The organism is Arthrobacter sp. 01N444, assembly GCF_056399305.1.
In genome coordinates this window covers 55,281-75,760 of the sequence record NZ_JBFTRB010000002.1, presented here as the reverse complement: position 1 = coordinate 75,760, position 20,480 = coordinate 55,281, and the positions used below count along the sequence as shown (strand labels likewise).

Sequence of the window (20,480 nt, the reverse complement as noted above, 5' to 3'; positions counted from 1 at the left end):
GGGGCTCCTTGGATTTGAAAAGGCCTGGACGTCGAAAAACCTTAGACGTCGAAGTCGACCGTGACTTCCGGTGTGGTGGGGTGGGACTGGCAGGTCAGGACGTAGCCCTTGTCGAGTTCATCCTGCTCCAGGGCGTAGTTCTCATCCATGGTGACGTTGCCGCTGACCACCTTGGCCCGGCAGGTGCCGCAGACGCCGCCGGCGCAGGCGAACGGCACATCGGGGCGGACCCGGAGGGCGGCGTTGAGGATGGACTCGCGGGCATGGGTGGGGCTGGCCACTTCGCCCTGCAGCCCGTCCAGCTTGAACGTGATCTTGTAGGTTTCCTTCGATTCGTCCGTGACCACGGGCCGGCCAATGTTGCCCTCGGGGCGCTCCGGCTTGCCGGAAGTGAACAGTTCGAAGCGGACATGCTCCGGGGCGACGCCGCGCGCGGCGAGGGTGTCCCGGCAGAGCTGGACGAGTTCGAACGGGCCGCAGAGGAACCATTCGTCGACGTCGTCGGCGTGGATCGCGGTGCCCAGCAGCGCCTGGAGCTTCTCGGCGTCGATCCTGCCGCTGAGCAGCGGCGCGATCCGCTGTTCACGCGAAAGGACGTGGTGCAAGGCCAGCCGGGCGGGGTATCTGTCCTTCAGGTCCGCGAGTTCTTCCAGGAACATCACGTCCATCGCGGCCTTGTTGGCGTAGACGAGGTCGAAGCGGGTTTCCGGGTGGGCCGCCAGCAGGGTGCGGGCAATGGCGATCACGGGAGTGATGCCGGAGCCAGCGGCAATCGCCACGAAAGAGCCGGGCTCGCCCGCCAACTCTTCCGGATGGTTCATGGAGTTCATGACGTTCTGTTCCACGGACTTGCCGTCCCGGCCGTGCTTGGAGACAAAGGCTCCCATGGGGCTCATGACGTCGAGGACGTCGCCAGCCTTGAGCTCGGCATTGGCCCAAGTGGAGAACAGGCCTCCGAGGTCTTTCTTGATGGCCACGCGGATTTCGCTGCTGCCGTCCGCGAAACTGCGCGGTTCGGCGCAGATCGAGTAGCTGCGGCGGATCTCGTGCGGCTGGCCGTCGGCGTCGGGCAAAGTGGTGCGCAGCGCGACGTACTGTCCCGGCAGGTAGTCGAACTGTCCGGCGAGCTCGGCCGGGACACCGAACGTCACCTCGATGGCGTCGTCGGTGAGCCGGCGGACCTCGTCCACCGTCAGGGTGTGAAAGGACGCACGACGGCGGCCGGTGGCTGCGGCCGACTCCGCGGCGGTCTGGCGGACAACCTTCATGGAAGCACCTGTTCCTTACAAGACTTTGAAGTAGTCGAACGGTTCCTTGCAGTCCTGGCACACGTAGAGGGCCTTGCAGGAGGTGGAACCGAAGCGGGTGAGTTCTTTGGTGTTCAGGGATGAGCACTGGGGGCACTTGACGGCGAGCGCGAGCCGGACCGGGCCGGCGTGCCGGGTGGCCGCCGAGTGGCCCGAGGGTGGGGCTATCCCGTACTGCTCCAGCTTGGCCTTGCCATCGGCACTCATCCAGTCAGTGGTCCAGGCCGGCGAGAGGACTAGTTCGACCCGGACGCTCGGGTACCCCGCGCGGTGGAAAGCCGTGGTGAGGTCATCCCGGATGGCGTCCATGGCGGGGCAGCCGGAGTACGTCGGGGTGATGATGACCTGGACGGCGGGAACCATCCCGCCGTCGTCAGTGCTTGGTTCCGTCGAGACCTGGACATCGCGCAGGATGCCGAGGTCCGCGATGGTGAGGACCGGGATTTCGGGATCGCACACGGTGGCAGCGACCGCCCAGGCCTTCTCCCGGGCAGTATTGCCCTTGGCGGCGTTGCGGCGCTCGGCGGTTTCCGGATCGGAGACAAACATTTCCATGGTCCCTACCAGTTGGCTCCGGGGTACTCGCGGGCGAGCACCTGCATCTCGGCGAGGATGTAGCCGAGGTGTTCGGAGTGCAGGCCGCGGCGGCCCCCGCCCGGTGATGGCTGGACGTTGGGGACCTCGAGCTCGGCTTCGGCCAGGATCTCGCCGGTGAGCCGGTCGAAGTCCTCGCGCAGGCTCGACGGCTGCGGCGCGGCGCCGGCTTCGCTGAGGCGTCCGGTGAGTTCGTCGTCGCGGAACAACTCATCGACGAAGGGCCAGACGACTTTGAACGCCTGGATCATGCGCCGGCGCGATTCGTCCGTGCCGAGGGCCAGGCGCAGCACCCACTGGGCACTGTGGTCCCGGTGGTAGTCAACTTCCTTGACCGCCTTGGCGGCGATGCCGGCCAGGGTGGAGTCGGTGGAGGACGTCAGCCGGCGGTAGAGCTCGAACTGATAGTAGCTGACCACGAACTGCCGGGCGATGGTGACGGCGAAGTCCCCGTTCGGCTGCTCGAAGAGCGCCGCGGAGCGGAACTCGTGCTCGCGGCGGAAGTAGGCGAGATCGTCTTCGCTGCGCCCATCCAGGCCGCCGGCATAACTGAGGAAGGACCGGGCATGGCCCAGTTCGTCCAGGGCGATGTTGCCGAGGGCGACGTCCTCTTCGAGCTCCGGCGCGCGGGAGATCCAGTGACCCAGGCGCTGGGCCAGGATCAGTGCGTCGTCACCCAGGCGCAGGGCGAACTCGGCAGCGTCCTCGCTCGGCTTCGCGGAGCCGCGGTTGACGGCGAGAGCGATGTCTTCCGGACGGAGGGCGTTGCCAGGGGTGATGCGGGTGGCGCTCGCGGTGCCGTCACCGCTGGCGCCCGCACCGGATACGCCGACGGAGATGTCGCCGTGGCCGCTGTCGTGCATGTCTGTTTCGGGAGTGGTGCTCACAGGTGCTTCACGCCCTCGCTCTTGGTGTAGTACGTGGCGTGGCGGTAGTCCTTGCCCTGGGGGGATTCAAAGAAGGAACCCTTGGAATCGGGGTCGCTGGAGGCGATGGCCTCGGCCGGGACCACCCAGATGGATACCCCTTCGTTGCGGCGGGTGTAGAGGTCCCGGGCGTTGCGCAGGGCCATGGCCGCGTCGGGCGCGTGCAGCGATCCTGCATGGACGTGGGACAGGCCGCGGCTGGAGCGGACGAATACTTCCCAGATGGGCCAGACGTTTCCTGCGTGGGGTTCGGTTGGGGCCACGGCGACAGGGGTCCCCGGCCGAGCTTGCGAGGTTGGGGATTCGTTGGGGATCATGCTGCGGATTCCTTCTGCTTGCGGCTCTGCTTCTCGGCGTAGGCGGCGGCGGCTTCGCGCACCCAGGCGCCGTTCTGGTGTGCCTCGCGGCGCCGTTCCAGGCGCTGGGCGTTGCAGGGGCCGCGGCCGGCCAGGACTTCATGGAATTCATCCCAGTCCAGCGGCCCGTGCTCCCACTTCTTGGTTTCCTCGTTGAACCGGATGTCCTTGTCCGGAAGCGTCAGGCCGAGGACCTTGACCTGCTCCATCATCATGCCGACAAACCGGTTGCGGAGCTCGTCATTGCTGAACCGCTTGATGTTCCAGGCCATGGACTGCTTGGAGTTGGGCGAATCGTCGTCCGGCGGGCCGAACATCATCAGGGCGGGGGCGTACCAGCGGTTGACCGCTTCCTGTGCCATCTGCTTCTGCTCGGGGGTGCCGTTGGAGAGTTCCAGCAGGATCTCGAAGCCCTGGCGCTGGTGGAAGGACTCTTCCTTGCAGACCCGCACCATGGCCCGGCCGTAGGGGCCGAAGGAGGCGCGGCAGAGCGGCACCTGGTTGGCGATCGCGGCGCCGTCGACCATCCAGCCGATGGCACCCATGTCGGCCCAGGTGCGGGCGGGGTAGTTGAAGATGGAGGAGTACTTGGCCTTGCCGTCCATCAGGTCCTGCATCATCTGATCGCGCGGCTGGCCGAGGGTTTCAGCAGCGGAATACAGATAGAGACCGTGGCCGGCCTCGTCCTGGACCTTGGCCATGAGGATGGCCTTACGCTTCAGGCTCGGGGCGCGGGAGATCCAGTTGGCTTCGGGCTGCATGCCGATGATCTCCGAGTGCGCGTGCTGCGAGATCTGGCGCAGGAGCGTCTTGCGGTAGGCCGGGGGCATCCAGTCACGCGGCTCGATCCGGGAATCTTCCGCCATGACCTTGTCGAAGTATGCCTGGCCCTCGGCGTCGAGCCGGGCCGCGTCCTCGGGGCTCAGTTCATGCCGTGCCTGCGATGGCTCGGCGGGCACTGACTGCAGGGTCTGCGATGCCATGGTTGCTCCTAATGATTTCGGATAAATAATTACCGACCGTTCGTTCAGGATATGCGGAAGGCCGGAGATGCGTCAAGGACAGGAATCCGTGTAACGCTGGTTGCATGGATCTGGAGGTGTCGGCCGCGCTCACCATTCCCGCGTCGGAACTCCGCTGGCGGTTCTCGCGCTCGTCCGGGCCAGGCGGCCAGCACGTCAACACCTCGGACAGCCGCGTCGAACTCTCGTGGAACGTCGCGGCCTCGACGGCGCTCTCGGATGGCCAACGGCTGATACTGGCCACCCGCCTTGAACGGCGCCTCATCGCCGGAGTGATCACCGTGACCGCCGCCGAGCAGCGCTCCCAGCTGCGCAACCGCGAGATCGCCCTGGCCAAGCTCGCCGGCCTCGTGGCAGAGGGCCTTGCCCCCGAGGCCGCCCGCCGCCGGGCGACCAAACCCACCCGCGGCTCGAACCGTCGACGCCTCGCCGCAAAGGAACAGCGGGCAGCGACGAAACAGCAACGACGGCGGCCGTCCGCCGAATAGCGCCGTCCAGCCATCCAGCCAGTCATCCAGCCGTCGGGCCAGTCATCCAGCCAGCGGGAAACGCGCGCCCGTGCCCGGGGGAAGATAAGCTCGAACATTACGTCGCCGCTAAGCATCACGAAACGGAAAATGGAAGCCTTGGAGTCGTCCCCACCCATTCGGATCCTGACCGTCTGTACAGGGAACATCTGCCGTTCCCCCGTCGCAGAACGCCTGCTCCAGGCAGGACTTGACCGGATGAAACCCGGCGCCTTCGAGGTAGAGAGTGCCGGCACCCGGGCCATGGTGGGCGAGCCCGTCCAGCCCAGCTCAGCGGACATCATCCGGAGCTATGGCGGAACACCGGACGGCTTTGCCGCCCGGCAGTTGACGCCGACGATCCTGCGCGACACCGATCTGGTCCTGACCATGGCCGCACATCACCGCGGCGAAGCACTGCAGATGGATGCCTCCCTGCTCCGGCGCACGTTCACCATCCGCGAGTTCGCGCGCATGCTGAGGGTCCTGGAACAGCGCGGCAGCACCCAGCGGGATGGCACGGCGGATCCGGCGGTGGACCTGAGAAGCTTTTGGCGCGAATTGCCCGCCCGGGCCGCTGCGGTCCGGCACCTGACACTTGCCCAGGACGCTTCAGAGGACGACGTCGTGGATCCCTACGGGCGCGGCGAGGGAATGTACCGGCAGATGGAGTACGAGCTCGCGCCCGCGCTCCTCACCATCCTGCGTTTCGCGCGCACCACAGCTGAGTTCCACAACGGCTGAGTGGCCGCAAGAGCCGGGCACTCCCGGAGGGGTTTTCGTTCGACGGCCCGGAGCTATGCCGCCAACCTCCTGGCCCGGGGAACCGCCATCGGTTCCACCGGCGCCACGATGCTGAGCTGGCATTCGGACTGAAGCGGATCAATGGCGGCGGGCAGGTGGTGGGAGGCTGAGCACTCCCGCAGCTGCTCCAGGGCTGCCGGCTCCACCACGGCGTGGCTGACATCCAACACCAGATGGAGTCCTTCTCTCAGGTGATTCGCCCGCTTGACCACCACGTACAGGGCCTGGAGGCTTCTTGCCGTCACATGTCCCTGCGCTGCTACTTCTGCCTGACCGCAATCGAGGTCGAGCCTGACAAGAACCCGGAGTTTGTGGTTCAAACGATTCCCCTGTTCGTGCATTTACTGCTTTGGCCGCGACGCTGCGACCGGTTTGGCCGCGACGCTGCGACCGCCCCCAGCCTAGGCAGGGAGTGTGACGCAGGCAACAGTGCGCTTCATATCCGGGGAACCCCGCGTTATCTAGTGCCTTCTTGGTCCAAAACTGTTGTTGCCGCGCCCGGTGTACTGTAAAGAAGGCCGCCACCGGGCCCACTTTCCGGCACCTGGCCCCCGGCGCAGCCAGCCTGAGTGCAGCCAGCCTGAGTAGCGACAGATAGATTCCGGGCACCGTCCCGACTGACCAAGAGGAATACATGACGCACCCCTTCGACAGCGCAGACCAAGTCCCCGCGGCCGGATCCAGGGAACGGCGGCCCGTGAGGAAACACCGGGGCCGCAAGGTGCTGATCGCCGTCGCCGTAGTCGTGGCGCTCGTCGCGGTGGTGGCTGGCGGCTACCTCTTCAACCTGGCACGGACCTTCGACTCCGGCACGAGCAAGATTGAGCAGGCCTTCCCCGACGAGTCCACGCGTCCGCAGAAGACCAACACCGCGATGAATATCCTGGTGATGGGCAGCGACAGCCGCGGCGCCACCGAGGCTGATGCCGCGGGCGGAACGCCCACGAACCAGCGCGCGGACACGCTGATGCTCATGCACATCCCGGCGGACCGCAAGAACATCTACACGATGTCCATCATGCGCGACCTCTGGGTGGACATCCCCGGGCACGGCGAGGCGAAAATCAACTCGGCACTGGCCCTTGGCGGTACGCCGCTGATGGTGCAGACCATCGAGTCGATCTTCCACCAGCGCATCGATCACGTGGCGATGATCGACTTCGAGGGCTTCAAGGGCCTCACCGACGCGATGGGCGGGGTAACTGTGAACATCAAGGTGCCGTTCAGCTCCACCGCACTGCCGGGCCAGTCCTTCGCCCCGGGCCAGCACACCTTCGACGGAACCCAAGCCCTGGCCTTCGTGCGCGAACGCCACGCCTACGCCGACGGCGACTACCAGCGGGTCCGCAACCAGCAGGAGTTCCTGCGGGCCATCATCAAGAAATCGACTGCCGGCCAGACGCTGAGCAACCCGATCACCATCAACAACATGGTCGGTGCCGTCTCGCCGTTCGTCACGGTCGACAAGACCTTTGATTCGGGAGCCGTGGCAGGGCTGGGGCTCGAGCTCAAGGACATCCGGGCGCAGAACACCGTCATGTTCACCCTGCCGACCGGGGGCATCGGAACGTCCACGGACGGCCAGTCGATCGTGCTGGCCGACCCGGACGCCATCCAAAAGATTTCCGCGGCGATGGCCTCTGACACCCTGGGCGAGTACGTCGCCGCGAACAAGTTCGAGAACGGCAACTAAGCCCGGCCGGGCGAGGCGCCAGGAGAGGCCCTTGGACCCTTAGTCCGCGGCCGGGCGCAGTGGTAGCGTCCGTTCATGGGGAACGCTCCGGAGCCAGCAGCCGCGGCTTCCGCGGCGTCCCCTCCCCCGTCCCCGGCGGCAGGCCGCCGTCGTCCGATTATTCTGCTCCTGGGGGCGTTGCTCACGGTCGTCGTGGCCGTCGCGGCCTACGTCCTCACCGTGCAGCGGCCCGGGAGCCCCGCTCCGGCCGGAGCCACGGCACCGGCCGCCGCCCCGGCGGCCGCGACGGCGACGGCGGCCAGCCCCACGCCGGCGCCCACCCCCACGCCCACCCCGGAACCACCCGCCGTCGCCCTCAACATCCTGCTGATCGGGAGCGACAGCCGGGTGAATGAGCGGGCGGCGGCGGCCCGCGGCACCACCTCCGACCAGCGCGGCGACGCTCTTGTGCTGATCCACCTCCCGGCGGACCGGAAGAGCGTCTACGGCATCTCGATCATGCGCGATCTTTGGGTGGACATCCCCGGCCACGGAACCTCGAAGGTGAATGCCGCGCTGGAACTGGGCGGACTGCCGCTGATGACGCGGACGGTGGAGGCGCTGCTGGGTGCGCACATCGACCACACGGTGATGCTGGATTTTCAAGGGTTCGCGGCCATGACGGACGCGCTCGGCGGTGTCGACGTCAACATCAAACAGTCATTCACCGCCACCGCAGATGACAAGGTCCACTTCCCGGCGGGCGTGAACCACCTCAACGGGCTGCAGGCCCTGGCCTTCGTCCGCGAGCGCCATGCCTTCGCCGATGGCGATTACCAGCGGGTCCGGAACCAGCAGACGTTCTTGAAAGCCATGATGGCCAAGTTGGCTTCCGAAGGCGGCCTGGCGGACCGCGGCACCGTCCGCAAACTCATCAAGACGGTGCTGCCGCACGTGACCCTGGACGCAAGCTTCACCCTGGAGTCGCTGGAAAACCTCGCCTTCGGCCTGCGGAGCACGCCGCCGGGACGTGGCGTGTTCTTCACCCTGCCGACCGCCGGCACCGGGACCAGCCGGGAGGGCCAGTCGATTGTCCTGAAGGACCCTGCCGCGACCGCAGCGCTCTCCGCCGCACTGCGCTCGGGAACGCTTGCCGGCTACGTGGCGGCCAACAATCTGCAGAACGGCAATTGAGGCGCCGCTCTTCGGTAGATTGGGTCCATGACCCAGACTCCCGCCCAGCCGTCCCCGCAGCCTCCCGTCGCCCGGAAAGTTCCCTCGGTGCGCACCCATCACGGCGACGCGTTCGAGGACAACTACGAGTGGCTCCGCGACAAGGAGTCCGCAGAGGTCGTGGACCTGCTCAAGGCTGAAAACTCCTACCAGGAGTCCGTGACCGCGCACCAGGAGCCGCTGCGCGAGGCAATCTTCCAGGAAATCAAGGGCCGCACCCAGGAAACTGACCTTTCCGTCCCGAACCGCAAGGACGGCTGGTGGTATTTCACCCGCTCGGTCGAGGGCAAGGAGTACGGCATCCACTGCCGCGTGCGCGGCCAGGACACCGGGGACCGCGTCGCGGACTGGACTCCCCCGGCCGTGGAGGCCGGCGTCGTCATCCCCGGCGAGGAGGTCCTGCTCGATGGCAACCTCGAGGCCGAGGGCAAGCCGTTCTTCGCCGTGGGCGGGGCCGCCACGACCATCGACGGCACCCTCTACGCCTACGCCGTGGACAACGCCGGCGACGAGCGCTTCACCCTGCGCATCAAGGACCTCCGCACCGGCGACTTGCTGCCGGATGTGATCGAGAACGTCTTCTACGGCATCTCCTTCTCCCCCGACGGCAGCCGGATCTTCTATACCGTGGTGGACGATTCGTGGCGGCCGTACCAGGTCAAGTCCCACGTGCTCGGCACACCCGTCGGCGGGGACACGGTCATCTACCAGGAGGACGACGTCGCCATGTGGCTCGGCTTCGAGCTCTCTGCCGACCGGCGGCACCTGGTGCTCAGCATCGGCTGCTCCGAGTTCAGCGAGACCCGCCTGCTGCGCTTTGATGACCCCGACGCCGGCCTGCGCACCGTGATCTCCCGCGACGAGCGCATCCTCTACGAGGCCGAGCCGTTCCTGCTGGCGGAAGCCACGGGACGGGGCCGGGAGCGGATTCTGCTCACGCACAACAAGGACGCCATCAATTCCATGGTCTCGCTGGTGGAGCCGGCCGAGCTCGCAAAGCCGCTCGCCGAGCAGCACTGGGATACCGTCGTCGCCCATTCCGATCAGGTCCGGGTCAACGGCGCTGGCGTCACGTCGACCCACGCGGTGGTCTCCGTGCGCAAGGACACCATTGAACGGGTCCAGGTCCTGCCCCTGGCAGGACTGGGCACCCCGGAGCAGGGCGCCGCCGTGGAACCTGCGTTCGCCGAAGAGCTGTATACCGCCGGCGTCGCGAGCTCCGACTACGAGGCGCCCGTCATCCGGATGGGCTACACCTCCTACTTCACCCCGTCGCGGGTCTACGACTTTGTGCTGCCCACCCCGGAGCTCCCGGCCGGTGAACTCCTGCTGCGCAAGGAGAGCCCGGTGCTGGGCGGCTACACGCCGTCGGACTACGTCGCCACCCGGGAATGGGCGGTGGCGTCCGACGGGACCCGGATTCCGCTCTCGGTCCTCCGCCATGCCTCCGTCCGGCAGGATTCGACGGCGGCCGGCCTGGTGTACGGCTACGGCTCCTACGAAATGAGCATGGATCCGGGCTTCGGGATCCCCCGGTTGTCCCTGCTGGACCGGGGCATCGTGTTTGTGATCGCCCACATCCGGGGCGGCGGCGAGCTGGGCCGGCACTGGTACGACGACGGCAAGAAGCTGCACAAGAAAAACACGTTCACCGACTTCATTGCGGCCACGGACTGGCTCGCCGGTTCCGGCTGGGTCGACCCGGCACGGATCGCGGCGATGGGCGGCTCCGCCGGCGGCCTGCTCATGGGCGCGGTCGCCAACCTGGCGCCGGAAAAGTACGCGGCGATCGTTGCCGCCGTCCCGTTCGTGGACGCATTGACCACCATCCTGGACCCCGACCTGCCGCTCTCGGCGCTGGAGTGGGAGGAATGGGGCAACCCAATCACCGACCCGGCCGTGTACGCGTACATGAAGTCGTACACGCCCTACGAGAACGTCCGTGCCGTGGCGTACCCGAAGATCGCCGCGGTCACCAGCTTCAACGACACCCGCGTGCTCTACGTGGAGCCGGCCAAGTGGGTGCAGCGGCTGCGCGAGGTGAACACCGGCAGCGAACCCGTCGTCCTGAAAATCGAGATGGAAGGCGGCCACGGCGGCGCGTCGGGTCGGTACGTGCAGTGGCGCGAACGGGCCTGGGACTACGCGTTCGTCGCCGATTCCCTCGGCGCCACCGAACTGCTGCCCGAATCCGGACTGAAGTAAGAACCCCATCGGTTGCTCCGTGGGCGCCCTTTGGGACCTCCATGAGGGCACTTACGGAGCAATCGATGCGTTTTCCGGCCGGTCAGCGGGCTTTCCGGCATTAATCCGGGAGCCCGCTACCGATATTTGGTCATCATGCTTACTATTTACTGGCATGATGGGCACTTCGACGTGGAACCCGTCCGCTGGGGGCGGGGCGTCGTAGGGCTTTGACCGGGCACACGGTGCCGGAGATGGAGTTTGTTATGAGCGTTGAGCAGGGAATGACCCCGTTGACTGATGATGAGCTGATGGCGCAGGGCGGCACCGCTCTCCCGGACAAGGAAGTCGCCTCCGTCCTGGACCTGAACGCCGACCTGAACCTGGGGATCAGCGCCGCGGCGCCGATCGACCTCGGCGTCGCGGCCAACGCCAACGTTGCCGCGCCGATTGATGCGGCAGCCTCGGCAAACGTGCTCTCTTTCGGGTCTGAGTCCCAGGCCCTCGCCGACCAGGGCACCATTATCAACCAGGGCGTCACAGGCGATGCCACGGCAGACTCCACCCAGGACAGTGTCATCGACCAGGGCACCGGTACGGATGCCGGGACCACAGCAGATTCTGCCGCAGCGCCTGCCCCCACCGATCCGGCCACGCCTGCCGCCACGGCCGATCTCGGCGGCGCTGTACCGGCCGGCACGGTACCCGCCGATGCCACCGGCGTCTTGCCGGATGGCACGGCCCCGGACCTGGGCGGTGCGCTGCCGACTGACGTGGGAGCCGCTGCCGGCGCCGCGGGTGCCCTCAACGGCAACCTGCTCAACGTCGATGTGAACCTGGACGCCAACGCTGGCATCGCGGCACCGATCAACGGTGCGGTGGCCGCCAACGCCAACGTGGCCGCGCCGATCGACGCTGCCGTCGGCGCCAACATCGGCTCCATCGACAGCAACGCGTTCGCCGTCGCCCAGCAGGATGCCATCATCAACCAGGACATCCATGGTGACGCTACGGCGTCGGCTGACCAGCAGTCCGACCTGAAGCAGTAGCACCTAGATGAGCACTGTGCACGGAGGGCCGTCCGGGCAGGACGGCCCTCCGGCCCTGCCTGCCGCCGGCGGCGCCACATCCGCCGCCACATCGCCCGGCTCCGGCACCGACTCCGGAGCCGGTGCACGCGGCGACGCTGCCGGCCCGGCGGCGTCCGCGGCGGTCGGCCTGCACCCGGTTCCGGTGCGGGCCGCCGGCGTCCAGCTGATCGGCGAGGCGAAGGGGTCCGGTTACAAGGAAGCCCCGTCCCTCGTGCGCCGTTCCGACGGCCAGACCATCCAGCTCACCCGACTGCTGTACCTGGTGCTCGAGGCGATCGACGGCGAGCGGGGCCTGGAAGAAATCGCCGGGCACGCCAGTGACAGTTTCGGACGGCTCGTCAGTGCCGAGAACGTCCGCACCCTGATCACTTCTCAGCTGCTCCCCCTCGGCCTCCTGCAGCTGGCGGACGGCTCCGAGCCCGCGGTAAAGAAATCGAACCCGCTGCTGGGTATGCGCTTCCGGTACTCGGTGACCGATCCGGACCGCACCCGGAAGATCACCGCGCCGTTCGCCACGCTGTTCAACCCCTTGATCGTGGTGGCCGTGACCGCGGCCTTCCTGGCCACGTGCTGGTGGGTGCTGATGGTCAAGGGTCTGGCATCGGCAACGCATGAGGCCTTCGCCAACCCCGGCCTGGTGCTTCTGATCCTGGTGGTCACGGTGCTCTCGGCCGGCTTCCACGAGTTCGGCCACGCCGCCGCCGCCCGACGCGGCGGGGCCACCCCCGGCGCCATGGGGACCGGCCTGTATCTGATGTGGCCGGCCTTCTATACCGACGTCACGGATTCCTACCGGCTGGGGCGCGGCGGCCGGCTGCGCACGGACCTCGGCGGACTGTACTTCAACGCCATCGTGGCGGTCGCGATCATGGGTATCTGGTGGGCCACCGGCTTCGATGCGCTGCTGCTGGTGGTGGTTACCCAGATCCTGCAGATGGTCCGGCAGCTGATGCCGCTGGTCCGCTTCGACGGCTACCATATCCTGGCCGACGCTACCGGTGTCCCGGACCTGTTCCAGCGCATCAAGCCCACGCTGCTGGCCCTGGTGCCGTGGCGGAAGACAGATCCCGAAGCCGGGCTCCTGAAGCCCTGGGCGCGGGCCGTGGTCACCATCTGGGTGCTGGTCACGGTCCCCCTGCTGCTCTTCAGCATGGCCACCATGGTGCTCACCCTGCCGCGCGTCCTGGGCACCGCCTGGGACAACGGCCTGAAACAGCAGGCCATGCTGTCCCACAGCGTCGCCACCGGGGACGTCGCCGACGCCGCCGTGCGGGTGATCGCGATCGCCTGCCTGGCGCTGCCGGTGCTGGGCATCTTCTACATCCTGCTGCGCCTGGTCCGCCAGCTGGCCACCGGCCTGTGGCGCAAGACCCGCGGCAAGGCCCTCCAGCGTGCCACTGCCATCCTTGCGATCGCGGCGGTGGCGGCGGGCCTCGCCTGGGCCTGGTGGCCGGGAGCTGACACCTACCGCCCGGTCCAGCCCTACGAGCGCGGCACCCTGGCCGACGCCACCACCGCCGTCTTCCCGGCCTCCGCCGCGTCCCGGATGGCCGAGGGCCAGTCGGGAACGACCGTTGCCTTGTGGCCGGAGGGCGCCCGGCGGCCCACACGCGAGGACCCGCAGCTGAGCATGGTCCTGGTGCCCCGGCAGTCCGGCACGGCCAGCGCGGCCGGCCCCGCGGCGGCGCCGGCTGCCCCTTCCTGGGTCTTCCCCTTCGACAAGCCGGCCGCTCCGGAGGACGACGGCAACCAGTCGCTCGCGGTCAACACCACTGACGGTTCCGTGGTCTACGACGTCGCCTTCGCCCTGGTCTGGGCCGAGGACGGTGACACCGTGGACACCAGGAATGAGGCGTACGCCTTTGCCAGCTGCGCGGACTGCGCCGCTGTGGCGGTGGGCTTCCAGGTGGTCCTGATTGTGGGACAGACCGATGTGATCGTTCCGGAAAATCTCTCGGCGTCGGCGAACTACAACTGCGTCCGGTGCCTGACCTACGCCTTGGCCAGCCAACTTGTCCTGACCCTGGATGGGCCCCTGAGCAGCGACGGCATGACCAGGCTTAACGAGCTGTGGCAGGAGATCGCCGCCTACGGCAAGGACCTGCGGAACCAGCCGCTCTCGGAGATCCAGGGCCGGCTCAGCGCGTACAAGGAACAGATCATGGCGGTCATCAAGGCCGATCCGAGCGCCACCCCGGCCGGGTCCGCCGGCACAGCGCCAACTCCGGGCGCCACGCCCGGCGCAACCTCCGGTGCCACGCCCGGCGCAACCTCCGGCGCCACGCCTGGTGCCGGTACCGCTGCCACGCCCGGTACGACGTCGGGAGCCACTGCCGAAACCACCCCCGGCAGCACGCAGGCCCCGGCCCCGGGAACCACGGCGCCGAGTGACGGCACGACGTCGTCCGGTCCCGCCCCGGGCTCCGGTGCCACGGAGCCGGCAGGGCAGCAACTGACGCAACCCGCGGCTCCCGCACCGGGCACGGTCTCACCGGCGCCGGTATCCACCGCGCCGCCGGCACCCTAAGGCGGGAACCCGAATCGGGTTCGGCCTGGGCCCGAATCGGTTCCGAATGGACGCAGATGGCCGGAATGAGGACTTCATTCCGGCCATCTGCGTCAGATCGGCGTCCCGACAGACCGCCACCTCGTCAGAGCGCTACCCCGACAGGTCGGTACTTCCCTTAGATTTGCGCGTCCCTTAGATTGGGGCTTTGCTGCGCCTTCGGCCGCCGGATACCTGCTGCCGGGCCTTCCATTCATCCGCGGGGATGGTGTACACCATTTCCGTGGCCCGTTCGTCCTTGTTGTGCCACTTGCCACCTGCCGTGATTCCAGGCCCAGCCCGGGCCGGTGAACCCGGCACCCAGCACCCGGCACCCAGCACCCAGCACGGAGAGGCAACACGATGAGACTAACGCTGACTGAGTTCCTCACATTGGACGGCGTGGCGCAGGGTCCTGGATCGCCCGATGAGGATACCAGCGACGGCTTCTCACAAGGAGGTTGGTTCGTCCCCTATCTTGACGAGGAATTCATCCAGCAGGCGGCGGACTGGCTGGGTGAGGCGGATGCGTTGCTGTTCGGCCGCCGCACCTACGTCAACTTTGCGAGGGACTGGCCGAGAATCACGGACCCTGATGATCCGTTCTCTGAGAAGATGAACGGTTTGCCGAAGTACGTGGCCTCGCAGAGCCTGGCGCAGGCTGGTTGGGCGCCCACGACCATCCTGTCCGGGGACGTCCCCGCACAGGTCGCTGAGTTGAAGAGGCAGCCCGGCCGGGAGTTGCAGATCCACGGGAGTGCCCGGCTGGCCCAGTCGCTGCTGGCGAAGGGGCTGATCGACGAACTGAGGCTGGTGATCGCCCCTGTGGTGGTCGGTAACGGCAGGCAACTGTTTCCGGCCGGAGGCGCCCCGGCGGGCCTGCGTCTGGTCCGCAGTGAGGCGACGCCGGGCGGACTCGCGATTCTTGTCTATGAGTCGGCAGGGCTTCCGACGTACGGGACCTATGAGCCTGGTTCGTCCGGCACCTGAGGCCCGTGGGTGAGCTTGCGGCCGGTGGTTGAGTCGGCCGCTACGCTGCACCCTCCTTCGTCACCGCGGCCCTCGTCTCCACGGCATCCCTGCCGGCCGGGCGGGGAAGACAGCCCTCAAGGTACTCAGGCGGAGTTGACCGAGTTCAAGCGCCGGGCCCGGTCAGCGGTCCTTCCACTCGTCCGCGAGCATGGCGTACACCACTTCCGTGGCCCATTCGCCCTTGTAGTGCCATTTGTCCACCTGCCGTGATTCCAGGCGCATGCCGAGCCGTTCACAAAGCGCCGCCGAGGCTGTGTTCAGGGCATCGAGCTTGGCGTCGATGCGGTGGAAGCCCAGGTCTTCAAACCCGAGCTTCAGCAGTGCCCGGGCGGCCTCGCTCGCGATGCCCCGTCCCCGCGCCTCCGGGGCCAGGCTCCAGCCGATCTCGGCCTGCCCGCACCCCTCCAGCCACTTCAGCACCACCTCGCCGAGGAGGCCGGGCGAATCCTGGGCCTCAATGGCCAGGGCCACCCAGTCGCCCTCCTTCTCGAACTCGAAGTTGGCGTACCGTCCCACCGTTTCCATCGACTGGGTGTAGCTCTTGGCCTCGCGGGGCAGGAACCGGGCGGTTTCCGGGAGCGAGTGGTAGGCATGGAAGGCATCGAGGTCGGCGGCTGCAAAACGCCGCAGCACCAGCCGCTCGGTGCGGATGGGCAGCGGCGGCAGTGGCTTGGGTTCATTCATGTCCCCAACGCTACCCATCCGTTGCTCCGGAAGCGCCGTTTTGCGCGCCCAAAGGGGCGGCTACGGAGCAACGGATGCCTGCGCGACGGCGGCGGCCGTTGCCTCCGCGATCGCCCGTTCCTCGTCAGTGGGGACCACAAGGACCGGCAGGGCCGACGTCGGGGTGGAAATGACGCGGGGTTCCCTGGACCGTTCCCGGTTCAGCCCGGCGTCGAGTTCGACGCCGAGGGCACCGAGCCGCTGCGCCACCAGGTTCCGGAACTGGTGCGAGTTCTCGCCGATTCCGGCCGTGAAGACAAGAGCCTTCGCGCCGCCCACGGCCACGTGGTAGCCGCCGATGTACTTCGCGAGCCGGTAGGACGCGACCGCCAGGGCCATGGCCGCCTTGGCATTGCCGGCTTCCGCGGCCTCCACCACGGAGCGCATGTCGTTGTTGCCGGCCAGGCCTTTGAGCCCGGACTGCCGGTTCAGCATCGAATCCAGGTCCTCGGGTGACCATCCGTTCCGGCCGAGGAAGACCAGGATGGACGGATCGAGGTCGCCGGAGCGGGTGCCCATGACGAGACCCTCGAGGGGCGTGAATCCCATGGACGTGTCGATTGACTGGCCGCCGCGGATCGCGGTGACCGAGGCGCCGTTCCCCAGGTGGGCGATCACGGCGTCGAACTCCTCGACCGGAACATCCAGCAGCGCCGCCGCCCGGTGCGCAACGTATTCGTGCGAGGTGCCGTGGAAGCCGTAGCGGCGGATCCCGTGGTTCGTGTAGAGCTCGTCCGGCACCGCATAGCGCCAGGCGTGCTCGGGCATGGTGCGGTGGAAGGCGGTGTCGAACACGGCCACCTGCGGCAGTTCGGGCCACTTCTTCGAGATCGCGCGGATGCCGAGGACGTTGGCGGGGTTGTGCAGCGGGGCGAGCGGGTTCAGCCGCTCAATGGCCCGGGTGATCTCGTTGTTGACCAGCACCGGCTCGGCGAAGCGCTCCCCGCCGTGCACCACGCGGTGGCCGACGGCATCCAGCACGCGGTCCCCCAAGGCGTCGTGGATGGCGGCGTCCACCTGCTCCAGCGCCTGGGCGTGGTCGCGCGGGCCCTCGATCTGGCCGTCGCCCTCACCGCCGGCACCCATGCCGATCTTCTCGACCAGGCCTTCGGTGAGCACGCTGCCGGCCTCGACGTCGCGCACCTGATACTTGAGCGAAGACGAGCCGGAGTTGATGACGAGCACGAGCATGGGGCCTCCTAAGCCTTGGCTTCGACGCTACCCGAGGGTGCGCCGGGACGGGCATCACGCCGGAGCCTGGCCGAGCGCTCCGTGGGATCCACTATAAATTGCCGGCCCAAATTGCCGGAACGCCAGTGGCGCCCATCCGTTGCGAAAGCCAATCCGTTGCGAAAGCCGGGCCGGGCGCCTAGAGTCGGCGGACCAACTGGACAACTCACGAAGGGGATTTCCATGACTGACGACGCGACCCAGCCGGAGGGCACCGAACCAGCGGGCACCGAACCCGCCAGCGGTTCCGGTAAACCGGATCCCACCGGCGTCGTCGGCGCGAACCCGGCCCTGGACGACACAGGAAACCCCAAGGCCGCCGAGGTCGGCGAAGCGCCCGAGGCCCCCGAGAATCTGGAGGACCTGGATCTCACGCCGGCGGGCCTGGCCGATGAGCCCGCCAAGGAGGAAGACCCCGAAAGTCCGGCGAAGCCCGAAAACAGCTGACGGAAAACAGCTGACCTGGAAAACAGCCGAGCCGGAACAGCCGACTATGCGCGGGCAGACGCAGGTTCCGGCTCGGTAGCGGGCTCCACGGACTGCGCCTGCACGGCGGTGATGGCCACCGTGTTCACGATGTCCTCCACGGTGCACCCGCGGGAGAGGTCGTTAACCGGCTTCCGGAGACCCTGCAGGACGGGCCCGACGGCGACCGCACCCGAGGACTGCTGCACTGCCTTGTAGGTGTTGTTGCCGGTGTTGAGGTCCGGGAAGATGAACACGGTCGCCTGCCCTGCCACGGACGAGCCCGGCATCTTGGACGCGGCGATCGCGGCGTCGACGGCGGCGTCGTACTGGATGGGGCCTTCAACGGCCAGATCCGGGCGGCGGTCCTTCACGACTTCGGTGGCCTGCCGGACTTTGTCCACTGCTTCCCCGGTCCCGGATCCGCCGGTGGAGTAGGACAGCATGGCCACCCGCGGCTCCACGCCGAACTGGGCTGCGGTCTCGGCCGAGGCCAGCGCGATATCCGCCAGCTGCTCCGCGTTCGGGTCAGGGTTGACCGCGCAGTCGCCGTACACCAGCACCCGGTCCGGCATCAGCATCAGGAACACCGAGGAGACGATCTTGACGTCGTCCCGGGTCTTGACGAACTCCAGCGCGGGCCGGATGGTGTGGGCCGTGGTGTGCGCGGCGCCGGACACCATGCCGTCCACCACGCCGAGCTGCACCATCATGGTGCCGAAGTAGCTGCCGTCGAGCATGACTTCCAGCGCCCGGGCCAGGTCCACGCCCTTGTGCGCCCGCAGTTCCGCGTACTTCTGGGCAAACTGCTGGCGCAGCTCCGACGTCGCGGGGTCCACGATGCTCATGCCGGAGAGGTCGATGCCCTGGGTGGACGCCAGCTCCCGGACCGCCGACTCATTGCCCAGGATCGTGAGGTCGCAGACGTCCCGCCGGTGCAGAATTTCGGCGGCCCGCAGGATCCGCACGTCGTTCCCCTCGGGCAGGACAATGTGCCGGCGCTGCAGCCGGGCCCGCTCAATGAGGTCGTGCAGGAACCGCAGCGGCGTCATCCGCTCCAGCCGCGGCAGGTGCAGCCGCTCCACCAGCTCGGCCTCGTCCACGCGCTTAGCCCACAGCCCCACGGCCGAGGCCACCTTGCGGCGGTGCCCGGACCAGATCTCGCTGCGGACCTCGGACACCCGTTTGGCGGTGGTGTAGGTATCGTCCGGGGCCGCGAACACGGGGAATGGCGCCTGCGCCAGCAGCGAGTAGATGTTGGGGTCCGGGGCCAGGCCGCCGGTGAGGATGAGCGCAGACGGCACCGGAAACTCCGGCGAGAACGACGACGCGAGGCACGCGACCATCACATCCGCACGGTCACCCGGGACGATCACGAGGGCGCCGTCGTCGAGCACGTGCAGGAAGTTGGCCACATTCATCGCCGCCACCTTGATGGAATGGACGTCGCGTTCCATGTCCTGCCGGCCGGCCACCTGGCGGATCCCAAGGGCCGAGGCCACCTCCCCGGTGGTGGGCCGTGCGATGTCCTCCAGCTCGGGGAAGACGTAGACGGGGCGGCCGGACGCGCCGGGCTTCACGGCGGCGACGATTCCGTCCACGTCCTCCGGGTCGGCCCGGTTCACCATGATGGCCAGGAGGCTGCAGTGTTCCGCCGCCAGTTCCTTGCGGGCAACCTCGACGGCGTCGGCAGCCTCCGCGACGGTCCGCCCCTTCGCGCCCACCACGGCGACGATCGAGGCGGCCAGGTTGTTCGCGAGGCGAGCGTTAAGGTCGAATTCGACGGCGGCATCCTGGCCGGTGAGGTCCGTCCCCTCCACAATCACCACGTCGCAGTGGCGGGACATTTCGGCGAAGATCTCCACGCAGCGGGCGTCGATCTCGGCCCTGTTGCCCTCGGCCAGCAGCCCGCGGACCTCGGCAAACGTCAGGCCGCCGCGGCAGCGCTGGTCATCAAGATCGAACCGGGCCTTCATCAGCGCCACCATCGGGTCCGCCGCGGCGTCGTTGCCGTGAACCACAGGCTTGAAGAATCCGATCCGGTCCGCGTGCCGGTGGAGGGTGTCCGCCAACCCCAGCGCTATGAGGGACTTGCCGGAGCCCGGGGTGGTCGCGCTGACGTAAATTCCTTTGGCCATGTGTCCCAGCATACTTACACCCCTTGACAGCGGGCACCCACATGGGATTACCTAATGAACATTCGGTAAATAAAGCTGGAGGCAACGACGCATGGCTGAACTGACGGTTTCCGGGGCCACCCACCCCATCCTGAAAGACGACTACGCCTCGGAATGGATGGGCATCGAAGTCCTGGCGCTGGACGACGGGCATGCCACGATCCGCATGACGCTCCGGCAGGAAATGCTCAACGGCTTCGGCATGGCCCACGGCGGAATGATCTTCGCCTTCGGCGACACCGCCTTCGCCCTCGCCTGCAACCCGGCCAGCCCGAAACCCGGCGAAGCCGGGATCGACAGCGGCAACATCACGGTTGCTGCCGGCGTCGACATCAACTTCCTGAAGCCCGCCTTCCGCGGACAGGTGCTGACCGCCGTCGCGAACCGCCGCGCCAGCACCGGACGCAGCGGGCTGTACGACATCCAGATCTACGCCGCCGACCCTGGCGCGGGTGCGCCCGGAACACCGCAGCCGGCACCGGCCGGCGCGGCCCCCGCAGCAACCCTTCCAGGCCAGCTCCCCACCGATACCGCTACCGACGCCCCTACGTGGGAACTCATCGCCGAGTTCCGCGGCCGCAGCCGCACCATCTCCAAGAAATAGAAACAGGGA

19 protein-coding genes are annotated in these 20,480 nt (G+C 67.7%); 10 read left to right on the top strand and 9 right to left on the bottom strand.

Annotation, left to right across the window (positions count from 1 at the left end; genetic code table 11):
- Positions 1 to 41 precede the first annotated feature (41 nt).
- Genes paaE through paaA form a run of 5 tightly spaced genes read right to left on the bottom strand, consistent with a single transcriptional unit; the run spans position 42 to position 4,166 of the window.
- A complete protein-coding gene (paaE, locus tag AC1DKN_RS02590; RefSeq protein ID WP_476870389.1) occupies positions 42 to 1,268 on the bottom strand; it encodes a 1,2-phenylacetyl-CoA epoxidase subunit PaaE in 1,227 nt (408 codons plus the stop codon).
- Positions 1,269 to 1,283: 15 nt separating this feature from the next.
- Complete coding sequence (gene paaD / locus AC1DKN_RS02585) at positions 1,284 to 1,856, bottom strand: 1,2-phenylacetyl-CoA epoxidase subunit PaaD (protein WP_476870535.1); 573 nt, start codon at positions 1,854 to 1,856, stop codon at positions 1,284 to 1,286.
- Positions 1,857 to 1,867: 11 nt separating this feature from the next.
- Positions 1,868 to 2,764: a 1,2-phenylacetyl-CoA epoxidase subunit PaaC gene (gene paaC, locus AC1DKN_RS02580; protein WP_476859406.1), complete on the bottom strand. Its 897-nt coding sequence runs from the start codon at positions 2,762 to 2,764 to the stop codon at positions 1,868 to 1,870.
- A 20-nt stretch (positions 2,765 to 2,784) separates the two neighbouring features.
- Entirely contained in the window at positions 2,785 to 3,144 is a 360-nt protein-coding gene (paaB, locus tag AC1DKN_RS02575) for a 1,2-phenylacetyl-CoA epoxidase subunit PaaB (protein WP_476870388.1), read from the bottom strand.
- On the bottom strand, positions 3,141 to 4,166 hold the full coding sequence (gene paaA, locus AC1DKN_RS02570) for a 1,2-phenylacetyl-CoA epoxidase subunit PaaA (RefSeq protein WP_476859315.1): 1,026 nt from the start codon (positions 4,164 to 4,166) through the stop codon (positions 3,141 to 3,143). Before paaA ends, paaB begins: the two co-directional genes overlap by 4 nt.
- Before the next feature lie 104 nt (positions 4,167 to 4,270).
- Here paaA and arfB point away from each other — a divergent pair, with 104 nt between their 5' ends.
- Both arfB and AC1DKN_RS02560 read left to right on the top strand, forming a co-directional pair.
- Positions 4,271 to 4,693 carry an alternative ribosome rescue aminoacyl-tRNA hydrolase ArfB gene (gene arfB, locus AC1DKN_RS02565; protein ID WP_476855587.1) on the top strand — a complete coding sequence of 141 codons (423 nt, stop codon included), beginning with the start codon at positions 4,271 to 4,273 and terminating at the stop codon, positions 4,691 to 4,693.
- 138 nt (positions 4,694 to 4,831) lie between these two features.
- Entirely contained in the window at positions 4,832 to 5,455 is a 624-nt protein-coding gene (locus AC1DKN_RS02560; RefSeq protein WP_476870387.1) for an arsenate reductase/protein-tyrosine-phosphatase family protein, read from the top strand.
- 53 nt (positions 5,456 to 5,508) lie between these two features.
- Here the strand turns inward: AC1DKN_RS02560 and AC1DKN_RS02555 are convergent, their stop codons facing one another.
- Positions 5,509 to 5,760, bottom strand: a complete 252-nt coding sequence (locus AC1DKN_RS02555) for a hypothetical protein (protein ID WP_343213085.1) — start codon at positions 5,758 to 5,760, stop codon at positions 5,509 to 5,511.
- A 452-nt stretch (positions 5,761 to 6,212) separates the two neighbouring features.
- On the opposite strand from AC1DKN_RS02555, the gene AC1DKN_RS02550 reads away from it, so the two are divergent.
- The 6 genes from AC1DKN_RS02550 to AC1DKN_RS02525 all read left to right on the top strand — a co-directional run bounded on the left by AC1DKN_RS02550 (position 6,213) and on the right by AC1DKN_RS02525 (position 15,230).
- A complete protein-coding gene (locus tag AC1DKN_RS02550; RefSeq protein WP_476859314.1) occupies positions 6,213 to 7,208 on the top strand; it encodes an LCP family protein in 996 nt (331 codons plus the stop codon).
- 75 nt (positions 7,209 to 7,283) lie between these two features.
- Positions 7,284 to 8,381, top strand: a complete 1,098-nt coding sequence (locus AC1DKN_RS02545; RefSeq protein ID WP_476870386.1) for an LCP family protein — start codon at positions 7,284 to 7,286, stop codon at positions 8,379 to 8,381.
- A 27-nt stretch (positions 8,382 to 8,408) separates the two neighbouring features.
- Entirely contained in the window at positions 8,409 to 10,625 is a 2,217-nt protein-coding gene (locus tag AC1DKN_RS02540) for a S9 family peptidase (RefSeq protein ID WP_476870385.1), read from the top strand.
- A gap of 245 nt (positions 10,626 to 10,870) precedes the next feature.
- Complete coding sequence (locus tag AC1DKN_RS02535) at positions 10,871 to 11,653, top strand: peptidoglycan-binding protein (protein WP_476870384.1); 783 nt, start codon at positions 10,871 to 10,873, stop codon at positions 11,651 to 11,653.
- A 7-nt stretch (positions 11,654 to 11,660) separates the two neighbouring features.
- Positions 11,661 to 14,222 (top strand): hypothetical protein, encoded by a 2,562-nt coding sequence (locus AC1DKN_RS02530; protein WP_476870383.1) that lies wholly within the window; start codon positions 11,661 to 11,663, stop codon positions 14,220 to 14,222.
- A gap of 381 nt (positions 14,223 to 14,603) precedes the next feature.
- Positions 14,604 to 15,230 carry a dihydrofolate reductase family protein gene (locus AC1DKN_RS02525; RefSeq protein ID WP_476859309.1) on the top strand — a complete coding sequence of 209 codons (627 nt, stop codon included), beginning with the start codon at positions 14,604 to 14,606 and terminating at the stop codon, positions 15,228 to 15,230.
- A gap of 162 nt (positions 15,231 to 15,392) precedes the next feature.
- Here the strand turns inward: AC1DKN_RS02525 and AC1DKN_RS02520 are convergent, their stop codons facing one another.
- Complete coding sequence (locus AC1DKN_RS02520) at positions 15,393 to 15,956, bottom strand: GNAT family N-acetyltransferase (RefSeq protein ID WP_476870382.1); 564 nt, start codon at positions 15,954 to 15,956, stop codon at positions 15,393 to 15,395.
- Between the two features lie 60 nt (positions 15,957 to 16,016).
- Positions 16,017 to 17,186: an acetate kinase gene (locus AC1DKN_RS02515; protein WP_476870381.1), complete on the bottom strand. Its 1,170-nt coding sequence runs from the start codon at positions 17,184 to 17,186 to the stop codon at positions 16,017 to 16,019.
- A 222-nt stretch (positions 17,187 to 17,408) separates the two neighbouring features.
- Between AC1DKN_RS02515 and AC1DKN_RS02510 the strand changes: the two genes are divergently transcribed.
- A complete protein-coding gene (locus AC1DKN_RS02510) occupies positions 17,409 to 17,672 on the top strand; it encodes a hypothetical protein (RefSeq protein ID WP_028276372.1) in 264 nt (87 codons plus the stop codon).
- Positions 17,673 to 17,716: 44 nt separating this feature from the next.
- Here the strand turns inward: AC1DKN_RS02510 and pta are convergent, their stop codons facing one another.
- The gene (gene pta / locus AC1DKN_RS02505) at positions 17,717 to 19,828 is read right to left on the bottom strand and encodes a phosphate acetyltransferase (RefSeq protein WP_476870380.1); all 2,112 of its coding nucleotides are present in this window, start codon (positions 19,826 to 19,828) and stop codon (positions 17,717 to 17,719) included.
- Positions 19,829 to 19,919: 91 nt separating this feature from the next.
- Here pta and AC1DKN_RS02500 point away from each other — a divergent pair, with 91 nt between their 5' ends.
- On the top strand, positions 19,920 to 20,471 hold the full coding sequence (locus AC1DKN_RS02500) for a hotdog fold thioesterase (protein WP_476870379.1): 552 nt from the start codon (positions 19,920 to 19,922) through the stop codon (positions 20,469 to 20,471).
- The last annotated feature ends 9 nt before the right edge of the window (positions 20,472 to 20,480 follow it).